The sequence below is a fragment of the Marixanthomonas sp. SCSIO 43207 genome (assembly GCF_019904255.1).
Classification (GTDB): domain Bacteria; phylum Bacteroidota; class Bacteroidia; order Flavobacteriales; family Flavobacteriaceae; genus Marixanthomonas.
In genome coordinates this window covers 2,415,980-2,433,413 of sequence record NZ_CP063203.1, presented here as the reverse complement: position 1 = coordinate 2,433,413, position 17,434 = coordinate 2,415,980, and the positions used below count along the sequence as shown (strand labels likewise).

The 17,434-nt window shown below is 33.3% G+C and carries 17 protein-coding genes; 12 read left to right on the top strand and 5 right to left on the bottom strand.

All coding sequences use genetic code 11. The annotated features are described in order from the left end of the window. The first annotated feature begins 2 nt into the window (after positions 1–2). The 4 genes from sucD to INR76_RS11385 all read left to right on the top strand — a co-directional run bounded on the left by sucD (position 3) and on the right by INR76_RS11385 (position 4,641). Entirely contained in the window at positions 3–875 is an 873-nt protein-coding gene (sucD, locus tag INR76_RS11400; RefSeq protein ID WP_223108089.1) for a succinate--CoA ligase subunit alpha, read from the top strand. A 129-nt stretch (positions 876–1,004) separates the two neighbouring features. Beyond that, a complete protein-coding gene (gene fabG, locus INR76_RS11395; protein ID WP_223108088.1) occupies positions 1,005–1,751 on the top strand; it encodes a 3-oxoacyl-[acyl-carrier-protein] reductase in 747 nt (248 codons plus the stop codon). 18 nt (positions 1,752–1,769) lie between these two features. After that, positions 1,770–3,803 (top strand): VWA domain-containing protein, encoded by a 2,034-nt coding sequence (locus INR76_RS11390; protein WP_223108087.1) that lies wholly within the window; start codon positions 1,770–1,772, stop codon positions 3,801–3,803. Between the two features lie 22 nt (positions 3,804–3,825). After that, positions 3,826–4,641, top strand: a complete 816-nt coding sequence (locus INR76_RS11385; RefSeq protein WP_223108086.1) for a prohibitin family protein — start codon at positions 3,826–3,828, stop codon at positions 4,639–4,641. Between the two features lie 52 nt (positions 4,642–4,693). Here the strand turns inward: INR76_RS11385 and INR76_RS11380 are convergent, their stop codons facing one another. From INR76_RS11380 to INR76_RS11370, 3 genes are read right to left on the bottom strand one after another with little or no spacing between them, the layout of a single operon-like run. Further along, positions 4,694–6,421: a sodium:solute symporter family protein gene (locus INR76_RS11380; protein WP_223108085.1), complete on the bottom strand. Its 1,728-nt coding sequence runs from the start codon at positions 6,419–6,421 to the stop codon at positions 4,694–4,696. A 10-nt stretch (positions 6,422–6,431) separates the two neighbouring features. Continuing rightward, positions 6,432–6,935, bottom strand: coding sequence for a hypothetical protein (locus INR76_RS11375; RefSeq protein WP_223108084.1), 504 nt, complete (start codon positions 6,933–6,935; stop codon positions 6,432–6,434). A gap of 52 nt (positions 6,936–6,987) precedes the next feature. After that, positions 6,988–7,962 carry an OmpA family protein gene (locus INR76_RS11370; RefSeq protein ID WP_223108083.1) on the bottom strand — a complete coding sequence of 325 codons (975 nt, stop codon included), beginning with the start codon at positions 7,960–7,962 and terminating at the stop codon, positions 6,988–6,990. Positions 7,963–8,254: 292 nt separating this feature from the next. Between INR76_RS11370 and hisG the strand changes: the two genes are divergently transcribed. The 8 genes from hisG to hisIE are packed head-to-tail and all read left to right on the top strand — an operon-like array spanning position 8,255 to position 15,238. Beyond that, positions 8,255–9,112, top strand: coding sequence for an ATP phosphoribosyltransferase (gene hisG / locus INR76_RS11365; RefSeq protein WP_223108082.1), 858 nt, complete (start codon positions 8,255–8,257; stop codon positions 9,110–9,112). Continuing rightward, the gene (gene hisD / locus INR76_RS11360) at positions 9,112–10,398 is read left to right on the top strand and encodes a histidinol dehydrogenase (protein ID WP_223108081.1); all 1,287 of its coding nucleotides are present in this window, start codon (positions 9,112–9,114) and stop codon (positions 10,396–10,398) included. The genes hisG and hisD overlap by 1 nt, the downstream gene beginning before the upstream one ends. Further along, a complete protein-coding gene (gene hisC / locus INR76_RS11355; protein ID WP_223108080.1) occupies positions 10,395–11,444 on the top strand; it encodes a histidinol-phosphate transaminase in 1,050 nt (349 codons plus the stop codon). The genes hisD and hisC overlap by 4 nt, the downstream gene beginning before the upstream one ends. Continuing rightward, entirely contained in the window at positions 11,444–12,580 is a 1,137-nt protein-coding gene (hisB, locus tag INR76_RS11350) for a bifunctional histidinol-phosphatase/imidazoleglycerol-phosphate dehydratase HisB (protein ID WP_223108079.1), read from the top strand. Before hisC ends, hisB begins: the two co-directional genes overlap by 1 nt. Next, the gene (gene hisH, locus INR76_RS11345) at positions 12,580–13,161 is read left to right on the top strand and encodes an imidazole glycerol phosphate synthase subunit HisH (protein ID WP_223108078.1); all 582 of its coding nucleotides are present in this window, start codon (positions 12,580–12,582) and stop codon (positions 13,159–13,161) included. The genes hisB and hisH overlap by 1 nt, the downstream gene beginning before the upstream one ends. A gap of 2 nt (positions 13,162–13,163) precedes the next feature. Next, the gene (gene hisA / locus INR76_RS11340) at positions 13,164–13,892 is read left to right on the top strand and encodes a 1-(5-phosphoribosyl)-5-[(5-phosphoribosylamino)methylideneamino]imidazole-4-carboxamide isomerase (RefSeq protein WP_223108077.1); all 729 of its coding nucleotides are present in this window, start codon (positions 13,164–13,166) and stop codon (positions 13,890–13,892) included. Then, the gene (gene hisF, locus INR76_RS11335) at positions 13,882–14,637 is read left to right on the top strand and encodes an imidazole glycerol phosphate synthase subunit HisF (RefSeq protein WP_223108076.1); all 756 of its coding nucleotides are present in this window, start codon (positions 13,882–13,884) and stop codon (positions 14,635–14,637) included. The genes hisA and hisF overlap by 11 nt, the downstream gene beginning before the upstream one ends. Positions 14,638–14,641: 4 nt before the next feature. Continuing rightward, complete coding sequence (hisIE, locus tag INR76_RS11330) at positions 14,642–15,238, top strand: bifunctional phosphoribosyl-AMP cyclohydrolase/phosphoribosyl-ATP diphosphatase HisIE (protein WP_223108075.1); 597 nt, start codon at positions 14,642–14,644, stop codon at positions 15,236–15,238. A gap of 64 nt (positions 15,239–15,302) precedes the next feature. Here hisIE and INR76_RS11325 read toward each other — a convergent pair whose 3' ends face one another. Continuing rightward, complete coding sequence (locus INR76_RS11325) at positions 15,303–16,421, bottom strand: serine hydrolase (protein WP_223108074.1); 1,119 nt, start codon at positions 16,419–16,421, stop codon at positions 15,303–15,305. A gap of 194 nt (positions 16,422–16,615) precedes the next feature. Beyond that, positions 16,616–17,413, bottom strand: coding sequence for a LytTR family DNA-binding domain-containing protein (locus tag INR76_RS11320; RefSeq protein WP_223108073.1), 798 nt, complete (start codon positions 17,411–17,413; stop codon positions 16,616–16,618). Between the last annotated feature and the right edge of the window lie 21 nt (positions 17,414–17,434).

Below are 17,434 nucleotides of genomic sequence, written 5' to 3'. Positions count from 1 at the left end.
GAATGAGCGTTTTAGTAAATAAAGATTCAAAAATCATCGTACAAGGTTTTACAGGTAGTGAAGGTACTTTTCATGCCGGTCAAATGATTGATTACGGTACCAACGTAGTTGGAGGTGTAACCCCAGGAAAAGGCGGTCAAAAACACTTAGACAAACCAGTTTTTAATACCGTTGCAGACGCTGTAAAAGAAACAGGAGCCGATGTAACAATAATTTTTGTACCACCAGCTTTTGCTGCAGATGCCATCATGGAGGCTGCAAATGCAGGTATCAAAGTAATTATAACTATCACAGAAGGTATTCCTACAGGTGATATGATAAAAGTAGCAGATTATATAAAAGATAAAGACTGCCGCTTAGTAGGTCCCAACTGTCCGGGCGTTATAACTCCTGGCGAAGCTAAAGTAGGAATTATGCCTGGTTTTGTCTTTAAAAAAGGTAAAATAGGTGTGGTTTCAAAATCTGGAACACTAACTTATGAAGCTGCAGACCAAGTTGTAAAACAAGGGCTAGGTATTACTACAGCTATCGGTATAGGTGGTGATCCTATCATTGGTACTACAACAAAAGAAGCTGTAGAGCTTTTAATCAATGATGATGAAACTGAAGCAGTTGTTATGATTGGTGAAATTGGTGGACAACTTGAAGCCGATGCTGCAAAATGGTACAAAGAAAGTGGAAGTAAAAAACCTATTATTGGTTTCATTGCTGGAGAAACAGCACCTGCAGGACGTACTATGGGCCACGCAGGAGCAATTGTAGGCGGAAGCGATGATACCGCTCAAGCTAAAAAGAAAATATTAAGAGAATGTGGTATACACGTAGTAGATTCTCCTGCTGAAATAGGAAAGAAAGTAGCAGAAGTACTAGGGTAATATACCTAAATTATAAGTTCAAAAAGCCCTCTAATTTAGCAGGGCTTTTTTTATATTTGATATTTAAGCAACACGTCAATTAGTTTGCTACATTTTATAAATAACCAGTCAAACAAATAATTAATCATTATGAAATTATTAGAAGGTAAAACAGCAATTATAACAGGAGGTAGCCGTGGAATAGGTAAAGGAATAGTAGAAACGTTTGTAAAACACGGTGCCAACGTTGCTTTTACATATAATTCATCAAAAGAATCTGCTGAGGCAATAGCTTCTGAACTCTCAAAGGAAGGTACAAAAGTTAAAGCATATCAAAGCAATGCAGCAAGTTTTGAAGAATCTCAAGAATTAGCTTCAGAAGTTTTAAAAGAATTTGGAAGTATCGATATTTTAGTGAATAATGCCGGTATCACAAAAGATAATTTATTAATGCGCATTTCAGAAGAAGATTTTGATAAAGTTATTGAAGTAAACTTAAAATCGGTTTTTAATATGACAAAAGCCGTGCAACGTGCCATGCTTAAACAACGAAAAGGTTCAATTATCAATATGAGTTCTGTAGTAGGAGTGAAAGGTAATGCAGGACAAACAAATTATGCAGCATCAAAAGCAGGAATTATTGGATTTACAAAGTCTGTAGCATTAGAGCTAGGATCACGGGACATTCGTTGTAATGCAATTGCTCCAGGGTTTATTGAAACTGAAATGACTGGAAAGCTTAATGAAGAAACTGTTCAAAGCTGGCGAGAAGCAATCCCACTTAAACGAGGTGGATCGCCCGAAGATATTGCAAATGCCTGTGTTTACTTAGGTAGTGATTTATCTTCATACGTTACAGGACAAGTATTAAATGTTGATGGCGGAATGTTAACCTAAACCACTTAAAAACAAACATTGACTTCTGAAACCATACTATATATCATCATCGCCGGTGTAATTTCTCTTACGCTGGCGTTGTTCATGTATGGATATAAAACAAAGTACTCACAATCCTTGCGATGGACATTTGGTTTATTACGCTTTATCACCTTTTTTTCACTTTTACTGTTATTAATTAACCCAAAATTCAGAAGTGAAACCTATTCTATTGAAAAACCGAAACTACCCGTTTTGGTAGACAATTCTGCTTCAATTAAAGAGTTGAAACAAACGGATCAAGCTTCAGCTTTTATTTCAGAAATTAGAAATAATAAAGAGTTGAATGAAAAATTTGATATATTATTATTTTCGTTTGGAAATGAGTTTAATGAAATGGATTCACTCTCTTTTGCAGAAAAAAATAGTAACCTATCAAAAGCACTCGAAGCCACAAATAATTTATTTAAAAACCAAACTGCCCCAACCATTATCGTTACAGATGGTAATCAAACGCTAGGTAGAGATTATGAATTTGTTTCGGCAACCTACAAAAATGCTGTTTATCCAGTAATTTTAGGCGATTCTACTAAGTATATCGATTTAAAAATTGAACAATTAAACACCAATCGCTATGCTTTTTTAAAGAATAAATTTCCTGTTGAAGTGATTTTAGTTTACAATGGAGAATCTCCTGTAACCTCTCAATTTACCATTAAACAAGGGAATGCAACGGTGTATTCAGAAATGGTAAATTTTTCTGAAATAAATAATAGCAAAACACTCAATTTTACACTTCCTGCCAATCAAGTAGGATTACAAAAATATACAGCAGAGTTGGTTGCTTTACAAGACGAAAAAAACACAAATAATAATTATAAACAGTTTGCTGTAGAAGTGATAGACCAAGCAACCAATGTTTTGATAGTGAGTGATTTAACACATCCTGATATTGGTGTTTTAAAAAAATCCATAACCGCAAACGAACAACGCACAGTTAGCATTTTGAAGCCCAATGAGGCAATCTCAAAACTAAATGATTATCAACTAATTATTCTTTACCAACCGGACAGAACGTTTTCGCAAGTTTATAAAGAAATTGATAGGCTTAAAAAAAACACACTCACGTTTACAGGATCTGAAACCGACTGGAACTTTTTAAATACTGCTCAAGAGCAATTTAAAAAAGAAACAAGTTTACAAACAGAAGAAGTTACGGCGCTTTTAAATCCTAATTACGGAACATTTGCTATGGAAGATGTAGGTTTCTCTGAATTTCCTCCCCTTTCTACAACTTTTGGTGATTTAACTATTGAAGCTTCACACGAGGTGCTTTTAAATCAAACAGTTGATGGTTTTGAAACAGGATATCCGCTAGCGGCAACAATAGAGTATAATGGTCTGCGCAGTGCAATTTGGGATGGAGAAGGCTTTTGGAAATGGCGCGCACAATCATTTTTAAAAACAGATACATTTCAAGAATTTGATTCTTTTATGGGTAAACTGGTTCAATATTTAGCCTCAAATAAGCGCAGAAGTCGTCTAGAGGTTACTAATGAGACGTTTTACTATAATAATAATCCCATAAAAATTTCGGCACAATATTTTGATAAAAATTATGTGTTTGATTCTCGCGCCGCATTAAATATTATGGTTGTTGATCGTGATTCAGAAAAGCAAACTGTTTTTCCTATGTTGTTAAAAAACAACTTTTATGAAGTAGATGTAAATAATTTACCCGCAGGTGAATATACATATACAGTTTCAGTAAGTGATGAAGAGATTTCTAGAAGTGGTAGTTTTACCATTTTAGATTTTAATGTTGAGCAGCAGTTTTTAAATGCTAATATATCAAAGCTTAATCGCGTAGCAGAACAAACAAGTGGTGTTGCTTTTTTTCCTTCAGAAACTGAAAAAATAGTTGAAAGCTTACTTACAAATGAGAACTATCAAGCTATTCAAAAAAGAGAACAAAAAACCGTACCTTTAATTGACTGGAAATACCTACTCGCACTTATAGTTATAACACTTAGTGCAGAGTGGTTTATAAGAAAATATAACGGATTAATATAAATTTTTAAAAATATAAATTAGAATGGAACGATTACCCAAAATAGGAATACCAATAATTATAGGAATTATCATTTTGATAATTGTAATTGCAAAATCTGCAGTTACCATAGAATCTGGTGAAGCAGGAGTATTATATAAAAGATTTGGAGGCGGTGTAGTAACCGATGAGCCTGCCATGACAGAAGGTTTTCATATTGTTGCACCTTGGAATGATGTTTTTATATATGAAGTACGTCAACAATCTTTGGACGAATCAATGAAAGTACTTTCTTCAAACGGTCTTGATATTCGTTTGGAAGCTTCAGTGTGGTTTGAGCCTGAAGATTCAAACTTAGGTAAACTTCATAAAGAAAAAGGAGAAGATTACATAACTAGATTGATTAAACCGGCTGTACGATCGGCTACACGAGCTGTAGTAGGTCGTTATACGCCAGAACAACTGTATGCTAGCAAGCGTGAATCAATTCAAAGTGAAATGCTTGAAGAAACCAAAAATCTTCTTCGCAATCAATTTGTACAAGTTAATCGTATTTTAGTTCGTGATATCTCATTGCCAGAAACAATTAAAATGGCAATTGAGCGTAAATTAAAACAAGAACAAGAGTCATTGGAGTATGAATTTAGACTTGAGAAAGCACAAAAAGAAAAAGAGCGTCAAAGGATAGAAGCTGAAGGTAAAGCCAAAGCAAATAGTATTTTAAGTGCTTCATTAACCGATAAAATATTACAAGAAAAGGGAATACAAGCCACTTTAAAACTATCTGAATCAACTAACAGTAAAGTTATTGTAATAGGTTCTGGAGATAGTGGAATGCCAATTATATTAGGCAATCAATAGTAGAATCTTTCTCTTATAATATTAAAACCTTTCATATATATGGAAGGTTTTTTTAGTTTATACGTTTCCAGATTCGTACTAAAATCACACCACAAATTATAGCTACTACAGCTAGAATAATAGCCGTTACAGTTTTTGAATAAATAAAATAACCAGTTGAAAATAATACGCTATACGTACCTATAATAGCCAATAGAAACGCTAGTATCTTATAATTAATGTTGTGAAACTTGCTTTGGTTGCCAAAAACAAGTGCTTCAAAAGAGGTTAGTGTTTTTTCTTCTGTAGGTTTTGTCAATAACGTTACTATTATCCATCCAAGGGTAGTAATGACTACTCCTATAACTAATTGCCAATGACCAGCTATTTCAAAAAAGGGAGTTTCTAGCTTTCCATTAATGAAAAAGAAAACAGCAATGATAAATGAAATAGACATTGCTGCAATTTCACTATAGGGATTTATGCGCTTCCAGAACCATCTTAAAATAAATAACAATCCCGTTCCAGCACCAATTTGTAATAAAAGGTCAAAAACATCTTTTGCAGATTGTAGATAAAAAGAGAATATTGCCGAGGCTGCCATAAGAAGTACTGTAGAAATTCTACCTACCAATACTTTTTGTTTTTCTGAAGCTGAAGGATTAATAAAACGGCCGTAAAAATCATTAACTATATATGAACTTCCCCAATTTAATTGTGTAGAAATAGTACTCATAAAAGCAGCAATTAGCGACACTAAAACCAAACCTATCAAACCTGCAGGAAGATAAGTCATCATCGCTACGTAAGCAACATCGTGACCTTGCATTGCTGGAGTTAGGTTAGTAAAAGTAGTAGCTAGACTGTCTAAATTTGGAAACATAACAATTGAAGCCAATCCAACTAGAATCCAAGGCCACGGACGTATTGCATAATGTGCAAAATTAAAAAGAAGCGTAGCCCAGGTAGCATGTTTTTCATTTTTTGCGGCAAGCATACGTTGTGCAATGTAACCACCTCCTCCTGGTTCTGCTCCAGGATACCAAGTGCTCCACCATTGTACTGCAAACGGAATAATGAAAAGTGTAATTAATATTTCAGTATTTGAAAAGTCTGGTAAAATATTAAGTTTTGGGGCTACTTGTTCATGATTCAATAAGCTAGACAGACCGCCAATTTCAGGAAGGTTAAGAATGTAAATTGTTGCCCATATAGAACCAACCATCGCTATAATGAACTGAATTAAATCTGTTATTAAAACACCTTTTAATCCCCCCAACGAAGAATATATAACAACTATTATAGATGAATAGAGTAGGGCTTCTTGTTGTGAAATACCAAGCAAGATATTTGCAATTTTTGCACCGGCAAGACACACACCGGCCATTGTAATAATATTAAAAACCACGCCTAGGTATAATGCTCTAAACCCTCTTAAAAATTTAGCAACTTTTCCTGAGTAGCGTAATTCATAAAATTCTAAATCTGTAGTAATGCCAGATTTTCGCCATAGTTTGGCATAAAAGAATACGGTAAGCATACCTGTGAGTAGCATAGCCCACCAAACCCAGTTACCAGACACTCCGTTTTTTCTTACCAGCTCAGTTACCAATCCTGGTGTATCTGCCGCAAAAGTAGTAGCGACCATAGATATACCCAGCAACCACCAAGGCATATTACGGCCTGATAGAAAAAATTCTTTAGTGTTTTTTCCAGACTGTTTTGCTACAACTAGTCCAATTATTAAAAAAAGTGTGAAAAAGAAAAGTATTAAAACCCAGTCAAGTGTGGCTAAGTGCATACAAACGTATTTAGTAAGCTATTAGATATTTTGCTTGGCCTACCCAATCATCTCTTTCTATTCTTCCCGGAAAGAAATCAATAATTTCAGTTAAGGCTCTTATGTCGGCAGGGGAGAGTCTGCTTATTTGTTCAAAAGTATAAATATCTATTTCGTTGAGTTTTTCTTCAATATAAGGACCAATCCCGTTTATTTTTGTCAAATCATCTTTATCATAACTTTGAGCATATCCAATGGTATCAAAGTTAAGTTTTGGTTTACTTTTGGTGTAGGTAACAAAACTACTTCGGGTTTTTTCAACAACTTCTTCTTTAGGCTTAATCTCGTGTTGAGTTTGTTTTACAACTTCAACAATTTTTGGTTTTATTTCAGTAAAGATGGTTTCTATATCATTTACTTTTTGCTGAGATTTTGCAGCGTTAACTTCGCCTTTTAACCTGTTAATGAGTTTTCTTTTTTTCTTTTTTTGAAGCCACCATCCAGAAAAATACCCAATACAAAATGAGCTCAACATGAGTATAAATATGCTAAGTATATTGGGGAGCTGGTTAAGGTATTCTAAAAAACTATTCATTATAGTTATACACTACTTCAATTCTTCTGTTTGCTTGTCTTCCTCTTTTTGAATTATTTGTATCAATAGGGTCTAATTCTCCTTTGGAAGATGCTTTTATTGCTGAGCTTTTGAAATTTCCTTTTGAAATTAAATACCATCTTACTTCTCTAGCATATTGCAAACCCATTCTATAATTGTCGCTTGCATTTCCCACATTATCTGTATGGCCTATGATTTCGATGGTCAAATTTGGGGTTTCTTCAAAAGCTAATTTTACTTCTTTAAGCAAATTACGCAAATTATTATTTACAATTATACCTGTATCAGAAAATTTTGGATAAACGTAAATAGATTCAGGTAGATTAATCTCTTCTTGTACAATTTCACGATTTTGATCCCAAGTTGCAAATGAAAAAGAAATTGCATTGTTTAAAGTATCACTTTCTGAAAAGGTTACATCTTTAATTATTGGTTTAATGACAATTTTTTCTGAAGGAACTCCTGTTTTCACAAGTTGTTCTTTAATTTTTTTTCCGCGTTTTATTCCCAAGTTTGGTGTTTGAATATTTTCCTCGGCACTGTATAATGAATTGATATGCACCTCTTTATTTGGGTGTTCAATTAAATAGGTATTTATTTTATATTTAAAATCTATACTAGCCGATGGAATTGTAACCGCTTCGCTATTTTTTTTTGAAGTTATTCCATTATCAAATAAAAAAAGGATGGTACCGTCACTGTCTTTAACAGTCATCGCTTTTTCTTCATTTTCTGTTTCAAAAATTGAATCGTTTTTAGATACCTTTTCAGTCTGTAATAATGAAGAGTCTACAACTGTATTGTTTTGAGAAAGAGTATCGTTATTGATGGTTTTTTCAGTAAGAGAAGCTGTAGGCTCATTGTCGGTATTAAGCCAAGAATACAGCCAAAGACCGAAGAATGCCCAAATTAAAAAAACGATAAAAGCAATTAAAAAGCTTTTCACAATATGCTAATTCATTTTAAGTGAGTTGGTTTACAAACCTTCTTAAAAACAAATCTAACAAAATATTGCATTTATTTTCATTGATTATAGATATGTTTATAAATAATTATAATTTTTTTTATAGCTTTGTAACCAGATTATGATACAAATAAGTTTACATCATCATCATTTTAACATTACCACGCTCAAGCGAGGCAATATTGATATGATGTAAATTACTATTCACAACTATATATCAAGACCCGTTTGAGTATTCTCAAACGGGTTTTTTTATGCCTTAAAAACAAAAAAAATGAAACAATTAAAAATTGCTGTACAAAAATCAGGAAGACTTAATGAAGAGTCTTTAAAAATTTTAAAGGATTGTGGTATTTCTATCGATAATGGTAGAGAACAGTTAAAAGCTCCGGCTAAAAATTTCCCATTAGAAATTTATTATTTGCGTAATGGAGACATTCCTCAATACTTAAAAGATGGAGTGGTAGATTGCGCCATAATTGGAGAAAATTTATTAGTAGAAAGCGGTGACAACATTGTTGTAAAAGAAAAGCTCGGTTTTTCAAAGTGTCGGGTTTCATTAGCTGTATCAAAGTTTTTTGAATATGATAGTATTCAGGATTTAAACGGAAAACGTATTGCAACCTCATACCCGGTTACCACTAACAAATTTCTTACTGAAAAGGGGATTACTGCAGATTTACACATTATTAACGGAAGTGTAGAAATAGCGCCTAATATAGGTTTAGCAGACGCTATTTGTGATATTGTAAGTAGTGGCAGCACGCTTTTTAAAAATAATTTAAAAGAGGTTGAAGTAATTCTTAAAAGTGAAGCAGTATTAGCCGCTTCACCAAAAATAAGCGAAGATGTTAATGAGCTATTAGAAAAATTATTATTCAGAATTAAATCTGTTTTAAAAGGAAGAGAAAATCGCTACGTACTTTTAAACACGCCCAATGATAAGATTGAAGCAATTACAAAAGTACTTCCTGGAATGAAAAGCCCTACCATATTGCCATTAGCCAAAGAAGGGTGGAGCAGTATGCACTCTGTAGTAAATCAAGAAGCTTTTTGGGATGTTATTGAAGAGCTTAAAGCCATAGGAGCCGAAGGTATTTTGGTATGTCCAATTGAAAAAATGATTGTGTAATGGAAACAATAACGTACCCTAAAAAACAAGATTGGAAAAGTGTTTTAAAAAGACCAACACAACCCTTGTTTGAAATTGAAAAAGTAGTAAACGAAGTTTTTAATGAAGTTAAAAACAAAGATGACGAGGCTATAGCAAGATATACTCAATTGTTTGATGGCGTAACACCAGATTCACTTTTAGTCACTGATAAGGAATTTGCTACTGCTGAAAAACAAATTTCTACAGAACTTAAGGAAGCAATACAAACCGCAAAAAAGACGATTACTAAATTTCATGCTGCACAAAAAACAGATCGCGTAGTAGTAGAAACTATAAAAGGCGTTACGTGTTGGCAAGAAAAAAGAGCCATCCAAAAAGTAGGTTTATATATTCCGGGAGGCTCAGCACCATTATTTTCTACTATATTAATGCTTGCTGTTCCAGCTACAATTGCTGGATGCAAGGAACTAATACTTTGTACACCTCCCGATAAAAAAGGTGCTATTAATCCTGCAATTTTATACGCAGCTCAACTTTGCGGAGTTACACACGTGTATAAAGTTGGCGGAATTCAAGCTATTGCAGCAATGACCTTTGGTACCCAAACAATTCCTTCAGTTTATAAAATTTTTGGGCCCGGAAACCAATACGTGACTGCTGCCAAACAATTAGCAACAAAATTTAATGTAGCCATCGATATGCCTGCGGGTCCTTCAGAATTGTTGGTGTATGCAGATGATACTGCAAATCCTGTTTTTGTAGCTTCAGATTTATTAAGCCAAGCAGAACACGGTCCTGATAGTCAAGTTGTATTGGTTTCAACTTCAGAAAAAATTATTTCTGAAACAAAAAAGGAAGTGGCTAAACAGTTAAAAAACCTTCCAAGGGTAGCCATTGCTTCGGAAGCTATTAAACATTCGAAAGCAATTCTTATAAAAACAGAAAGTGAAGTAATTGACCTTATAAACGAATATGCTCCAGAGCACTTTATTCTTATTTCTGAAAATGAAGAATATTTTTTACAAAAAATACAAAATGCAGGATCGGTTTTTATTGGTAACTATACACCAGAAAGTGCGGGAGATTATGCTTCTGGAACCAATCATACTTTGCCAACAAACGGCTATGCAAAGCAATACAGTGGTGTTAATTTAGACAGTTTTACAAAAAGTATAACGTTTCAGAAAATATCAAAAGAAGGTATTAAAAACCTAGGCAATACAATTGAACTAATGGCAGAGGCAGAAGGACTTCAGGCTCATAAAAATGCAGTATCAATTCGTTTAAAAAGCTTGAAGCAATGAAGACACCTTTTAACTTAAAGAACTTAATTAGACCCAATATTTTAGAGTTGAAGCCATATAGTTCTGCACGCGATGAGTTTAATCAAGGTCAAGAAACTATGATGTTTTTAGACGCTAACGAAAACCCATTTGATACAGGTTTAAATCGATATCCGGATCCGCAGCAACGAATTTTAAAAAAGGAAATAGAGAAGCATAAAGGTGTTTCTGAAAATAATATGCTTTTAGGTAATGGCAGTGACGAAGTGCTGGATTTGCTTTTTAGAGCCTTTTGTAGGCCTGGTAAAGATAATATAATCACACTGCCACCAACTTATGGTATGTACGGCGTACTGGCTGCTATTAATGATATTGAGAACCGAAAAGTGTTGTTAACTAAAGATTTTCAACCTGACGTGCCCTCTATTTTACAGCAAGTTGATGCAAAATCAAAACTACTCTTTTTATGTTCGCCAAATAATCCTACCGGAACCGTATTTTCAGAGACGGCAATTACTCAACTAGTAACCAGCTTTAATGGATTGGTAATTATTGATGAAGCATATATTGATTTTTCTGAAACAGAGAGTTGGTCAAAAAAATTGAATCAATATCCTAATTTGGTAATTACACAAACCCTATCAAAAGCTTATGGATTGGCAGGAATACGACTAGGAATTTGTTATGCTTCAGAAGAAATTATAACAGTTTTAAACTCAATTAAGCCTCCCTATAATATTAATACTTTAACACAGGAAAAAGTTATAAGTCAACTTCAAAATATAAAAAAAATAAAAACCGAAATAAACTTAATTACAAAAGAAAAAAACACCTTACTTAAAGTTTTAGTTGAATTGAATTTTGTTATAAAAGTAATACCTTCTGAAACTAATTTTATTCTTTGTGAAGTTGATAATGCCAATAAAAGATACGACCAATTAATTGAGGAAGGAATTGTAGTAAGAAACCGCAGTAAGGAACCTCTATGTAATAATACATTACGATTTACAATTGGTACTCCAGAAGAAAATAAACGCTTAATAGCTATCTTAAAAAACCTAAAATAATGAAAAAGAAAGTTTTATTTATTGACCGAGATGGTACCTTAATAAAAGAACCTGCAGATGAGCAGATTGATTCTTTTGAAAAATTGGTATTCTATCCACAAGTTTTTACCTATTTAGGAAAAATAGCAAAAGAATTAAACTATGAACTTGTGATGATTACCAATCAAGACGGGTTGGGTACCGCATCATTTCCTGAAGAGAGTTTTTGGCCGGTGCAAAACTTCATCATAAAATCCTTTAAAAATGAAGGTGTTATTTTTAAAAATGTAGTTATTGACACTACCTTTCCTGAAGATAATGCACCTACCCGAAAACCTGGTACAGCATTATTACAAGAATATTTTAGTGATGCATATGATTTAAAAAAGTCAATCGTAATAGGCGATAGGCTTACCGATGTTGAACTAGCAAAAAACCTTGATGCAAAAGCTATTTTTATTAATGATAATACACAGCTAGGAACAAACGAAATCACGGTTCAAAAAGAGGAATTAAATTCGGTTATAGCATTAGAAACCAATGATTGGAAAGCTATCTATGAGTTTTTAAAATTAGACTCTAGAACTGTGGAAATCAAAAGAAAAACAAATGAAACAGATATTTCAATCCAGTTAAATCTTGATGGAACCGGGAAAGGTGATATAGACACCGGAATTGCTTTTTTTGATCACATGCTAGATCAAATTGCCAAACACGGTAACATGGATTTAAAAATTCACGTAAACGGCGATCTAGAAGTAGATGAACATCATACAATTGAAGATACAGCAATAACTTTGGGAGAAGTGTTTGCAAAGGCATTAGGTAGTAAACTAGGTATAGAACGGTATGGTTTTGTATTACCGATGGATGATTGCTTAGCGCAAGTTGCTATTGATTTTGGAGGTAGAAATTGGTTGGTTTGGGAAGCCGATTTTAAAAGAGAAATGATAGGGAAAATGCCTACTGAAATGTTTTACCATTTTTTTAAAAGTTTTACAGATGGAGCTAAAGCAAACCTAAACATAAAAGCGGAAGGAACTAATGAGCATCATAAAATTGAAGCGATCTTTAAAGCCTTTGCCAAAGCTATAAAAGTAGCTGTAAAAAGAGATTCTGATAAAATGATACTTCCATCAACAAAAGGTGTTTTATAATGAAAATAGTACTTATAGATTATGGTGCCGGTAATATTAAAAGTCTTCAGTTTGCAATAGAAAGATTGGGGTATAAAGCTACCTTGAGCAATGATAAAAATGAAATTGAAAACGCTGATAAAGTCATATTTCCAGGTGTTGGCCACGCAGACAGCGCAATGAAAATGCTTCAAGAAAAAAGCTTAGACAAGGTAATACCTACATTACAACAGCCAGTTTTAGGTATTTGTTTGGGTATGCAACTATTATGTACCGCTTCTGAAGAAGGAAACATTAAAGGCTTAGGTGTTTTTAATGTAGCTGTAAAACGGTTTTCAAATGCAGTAAAAGTTCCGCAGATGGGATGGAATACCATTTCAAATTTAAAAACTGATTTGTTTAAAGATATTTTAGAAAACGAGTTTATGTATTTGGTGCACAGCTACTATGCTCCAATTTGTGATGCAACCATTGCAACCACAGATTACGGTGGCGATTATTCTTCTGCATTACAAAAAGGTAATTTCTACGGGGTTCAATTTCACCCTGAAAAGAGTAGTACAGCCGGCGAAAAATTATTAAAAAACTTTTTAACTATTTAATTATGAGAATTATACCTGCAATAGATATTATAGAAGGTAAATGTGTGCGACTCTCAAAAGGTGATTACAATTCAAAAAAAATATATAATGAAAACCCGCTTGAAGTGGCCAAACAGTTTGAAAGTCACGGCATTCAATACTTGCATTTAGTAGACCTTGATGGTGCCAAAAGCAATCAAATAATTAATTATAAAGTACTTGAAAGTATTGCATCAAAAACTAGCTTAAAAATTGATTTTGGTGGTGGTTTAAAAAGCCACAAAGACGTAGAAATAGCTTTTAATAGCGGTGCCGATCAAATAACCGGAGGTAGTATTGCTGTTAAAAATCCTGAAGTTTTTAAAACATGGCTTCAGCAATATGGAAGCAATACAATTATTTTAGGGGCCGATGCAAAAAATGAAAAAATTGCTGTAAGCGGGTGGCAAGAAGAAAGCGATGAATACCTCATTCCGTTTATTCAAAAATATCAAAATGAAGGTGTTAACTATGTAATTTGCACAGATATCAGCAAAGACGGTATGCTTGAAGGACCATCATTTACTCTATACAAACAAATTTTAAGCGAAACAGAAAACTTGAAGTTGATAGCTTCAGGAGGTGTTGCTACTTTTGATGATCTTCCTAAACTTGCTGAAATAGGCTGTGAAGGAACCATAATAGGAAAGGCAATTTATGAAAACCGAATCTCATTAAAACAACTTGAAAACTATATTATTGATGTTAACTAAACGAATAATCCCGTGCTTAGACATTAAAAACGGACGCACCGTAAAAGGTGTGAATTTTGTAAATCTTCGTGATGCCGGTGATCCTGTTGAATTGGCTAGATTTTATTCTGAAAATGGAGCTGATGAGTTGGTTTTTTTAGATATTTCGGCAACCGAAGAAAGACGTAAAACGCTGGCAAATATGGTTTTAAAAGTTGCACAAACTATTAATATTCCATTTACAGTTGGTGGTGGTATTTCAAGTGTTGAAGATGTAGAAGTTTTACTTAAAAATGGAGCTGATAAAATTTCGATAAATTCTTCGGCTGTTAAAAATCCGCAACTCATTAACGATTTGGCTGCAAAATTTGGTTCGCAATGTATTGTTGTTGCCATCGATGCAAAACAAATTAACGGAGAGTGGATTGTGCACCTAGTTGGTGGAAAAGAACCAACAACACTTACTCTGTTTGATTGGGCAAAAGAAGTTGAAAAGAGGGGAGCTGGAGAGATTCTTTTTACGTCCATGGATCACGACGGTACTAAAAACGGTTTTGCAAATAAAGCATTGGCTCAATTATCAAATGCATTAACCATCCCAATCATTGCATCTGGTGGAGCAGGAACTACTGTGCATTTTACCAATGCCTTTAAAGAAGGAAAAGCAGACGCAGCTTTGGCTGCTAGTGTGTTTCACTTTAAAGAAATAGCTATTTCAGAATTAAAAAACGAATTACAAACGCAGGGAATACCTGTAAGAATTTAAAACTATGCAGATAAATTATTCAAAATATGATGACGGATTAGTACCAGCAATTGTGCAAGATTCAATTACAAGAAAAGTATTAATGCTTGGATATATGAATGAGGACGCTTTTTTAAAGACCAACCAATCAAAAAAAGTTACATTTTATAGCCGAAGTAAAAATAGGTTATGGACTAAAGGAGAGGAGAGTGGTAATTTTTTAGAGTTGGTTTCTATAAAAGTTGACTGTGATAATGATGCTTTACTCATTCAAGCAAAACCACTTGGTCCCGTTTGCCATACAGGAACCGATACGTGTTGGAGAGAAGAAAACACTTCTACATTTGGTTTTTTATCACAACTAGAAAACATTATCGAAGACCGAAAAAACACACCTGAAAATGAAAGTTCATATGTTACATCACTTTTTAAAAGTGGGATAAATAAAATAGCTCAAAAAGTAGGGGAAGAGGCTGTTGAAGTAGTTATTGAAGCAAAAGACAATAATGACGAATTATTTTTAAATGAAAGTGCAGATCTTCTATTTCATTATATGGTTTTATTACAAGCAAAAGGTTTTCATTTAAGCGATATTGAAAAAGTGTTACGCACCAGGCATTAGTTAGAGTAAATCATTAGAAATAGGTAGAAGTTTAAAAGTAAACTTCTACCTTATTTTCTTTTATTTAGAGCTTTGCAGCAATACTTTGCGCAATTTGAGTCCAGCTTCCGGTTTTTCCCACCTTTTTTCCTAAGCGAACAATAATCACATTTTTCTCAGGATTAACATAAATATGTTGCCCTAAGATGCCTTCAGCTTCAAAGGAGTTGTCTTTTTGATTAATCCACCATTGGTGTTGGTATCGAGCTACATTTCCTCCTGTAGAATCTACTTTGGTAGAATTTCTTACCCATTCTTTTGAAACAATTTGTTTGCCATTCCAATTGCCATTTTCAAGATATAATCTACCAATTTTAGCAAAATCCCTAGCTCTTGCATTAAGACAACAAAAGGTTTTTTCAACACCATTATTTTTACGGTCTAAACTCCAAGTAGCATCATATTCCATTCCTAAGGGTTTCCAAATTTTTTTCTCTAAATATTCTGAAATACTCTCTTCTTTTAAAGCAGCTTGTAAAACCATACCTAATACTTGACTATCGCCGCTACTGTATTTAAAGCGTGTTCCCGGTTCTTGCTCAACTTTTAGCTTATTAACTGCTTTGGTTAAATTGGTGCCATAGTAGAAGGTGGCCGCATCACCAAAGGGATTGGTATAACTTTCATTAAACGCTATTCCGGAGGTCATATTTAATAAATGTTCTATGGTAATATCTTTAAACTTTTCGTCTTTTATATTGGTTAAATAGTTTGTAACAGGTTCTTTTATAGATTTAATTTTACCTTCGTCTATAGCAATTCCAACTAAAATTGATAAGATACTTTTTGCCATTGAAAACGAATTTACAACTGAACTTTCTTCATATTTATTAAAATAATTTTCATATAAAATACTGTCATTTTGTATCACTAAGTAGGCTACGGTTTTGTTTGAAATTAAATAATCCTCAAATGTTTGTTTAGTTTTTTTTCCTTTAGAAGTAATGGTAATTGAATCTTTAATTAGTGGTTTTTTAGTTTTCTGAAAAGTGAAAGGTTTTTCTGGTTTTTCAATAGACCTACTTGGAAAGATTTTGTAATCTGTAATATTGGCATAATTATAATATGCAAAGCGACTTACTTTACAAGATGAAAAGGTTATTATAATTACTAAAGCAAGAATTTTGAAGGATAATTGTTTCATAATTTCTAGTTTTTTTGCGTTTATATTCAAATTATTTTATGAAACAAATATATAGCTATAAAAACACATAAGACCTTTATATATAGTAGTTTGGGGTGAAATGACACCTCCTTGTGGTGAAGTTTATAAGGATTTTGTGAATTAGTTCTATTGGTTATTTATTGATAAGTGTTTATTGTTTTGAAAACAAAAAATTAATTTCTATTTCCTAAGTTTTCTTTGACTTTTGCAGCATAAGTTTTTGAAACAGGCACAATAGTTTCTGAAGATAGTAAAAGATGTAACTTTCCAGAGATCATTTTAAATTGTTGAAAATGGTTTGGATTTATAAGGTGTGATCTATGAGTTCGTATTAATTCTGGAATGGCAGCTTCAACAGTGGAAAGTTTATTTCGGATGAGTTGTTTTTTTAGTGTGTCATTATTCAGAAAAGAAACCTCAATATAGTTATCGGCAGATTTTATACATATAAGATCATTGAATTGCAGGCGCAGTCCTTCGTAAGTCCCTTCTCCTTGAATTTCAATTTTTTGGTCTTCCAGTTTTTTTTCAAAGTAGCGCCCAAAAGCCCAGCGCCCAATAGCCAAAATAGGTAGGATAGTAATAATGGCGGGAAGGTAAATAGCAGTGAAAAAATAATAAAGGCCATAAGGGTTTGGTTCTCCAGGAACTACAATATATAAGTAAACCATTCTTGAGAATAACAGTCCAAATAAAAACATTATTGAAAAGAATATTAGTTCACTCCATAGCATCCATACTTTATTACTCTTTTTGTACAAAAATGATTGTAACGGCAAAATCAATAAATAAGCTAAAGCTCCTGCTAGTCCATAAAACGGAAGATACAGTAGTTTTTCTAACCCATTAAATTCACTTGTGTCTAGAGGTTCGGTAAGTGTTAAAAAAAGAAAAATCCAAATAGCTAATCCTAGTGCAATAAGGATGTGATGCTTGAGAAGAGGGTCAAACGGATAGTACTTTTTAAGCATGTAATTGACTAGTTATTATGA

Bases quoted from the DNA above. Each gene is read 5' to 3' on its own strand.
- fabG (WP_223108088.1), top strand. From the start codon at position 1,005: ATGAAATTATTAGAAGGTAAAACAGCAATTATAACAGGAGGTAGCCGT.
- INR76_RS11325 (WP_223108074.1), bottom strand. From the start codon at position 16,421: ATGAAACAATTATCCTTCAAAATTCTTGCTTTAGTAATTATAATAACC.
- sucD (WP_223108089.1), top strand. From the start codon at position 3: ATGAGCGTTTTAGTAAATAAAGATTCAAAAATCATCGTACAAGGTTTT.
- hisF (WP_223108076.1), top strand. From the start codon at position 13,882: ATGTTAACTAAACGAATAATCCCGTGCTTAGACATTAAAAACGGACGC.
- hisB (WP_223108079.1), top strand. From the start codon at position 11,444: ATGAAAAAGAAAGTTTTATTTATTGACCGAGATGGTACCTTAATAAAA.
- INR76_RS11320 (WP_223108073.1), bottom strand. From the start codon at position 17,413: ATGCTTAAAAAGTACTATCCGTTTGACCCTCTTCTCAAGCATCACATC.
- hisD (WP_223108081.1), top strand. From the start codon at position 9,112: ATGGAAACAATAACGTACCCTAAAAAACAAGATTGGAAAAGTGTTTTA.
- hisH (WP_223108078.1), top strand. From the start codon at position 12,580: ATGAAAATAGTACTTATAGATTATGGTGCCGGTAATATTAAAAGTCTT.
- INR76_RS11380 (WP_223108085.1), bottom strand. From the start codon at position 6,421: ATGCACTTAGCCACACTTGACTGGGTTTTAATACTTTTCTTTTTCACA.
- hisC (WP_223108080.1), top strand. From the start codon at position 10,395: ATGAAGACACCTTTTAACTTAAAGAACTTAATTAGACCCAATATTTTA.
- INR76_RS11385 (WP_223108086.1), top strand. From the start codon at position 3,826: ATGGAACGATTACCCAAAATAGGAATACCAATAATTATAGGAATTATC.
- INR76_RS11375 (WP_223108084.1), bottom strand. From the start codon at position 6,935: ATGTTGAGCTCATTTTGTATTGGGTATTTTTCTGGATGGTGGCTTCAA.
- hisG (WP_223108082.1), top strand. From the start codon at position 8,255: ATGAAACAATTAAAAATTGCTGTACAAAAATCAGGAAGACTTAATGAA.
- hisIE (WP_223108075.1), top strand. From the start codon at position 14,642: ATGCAGATAAATTATTCAAAATATGATGACGGATTAGTACCAGCAATT.
- hisA (WP_223108077.1), top strand. From the start codon at position 13,164: ATGAGAATTATACCTGCAATAGATATTATAGAAGGTAAATGTGTGCGA.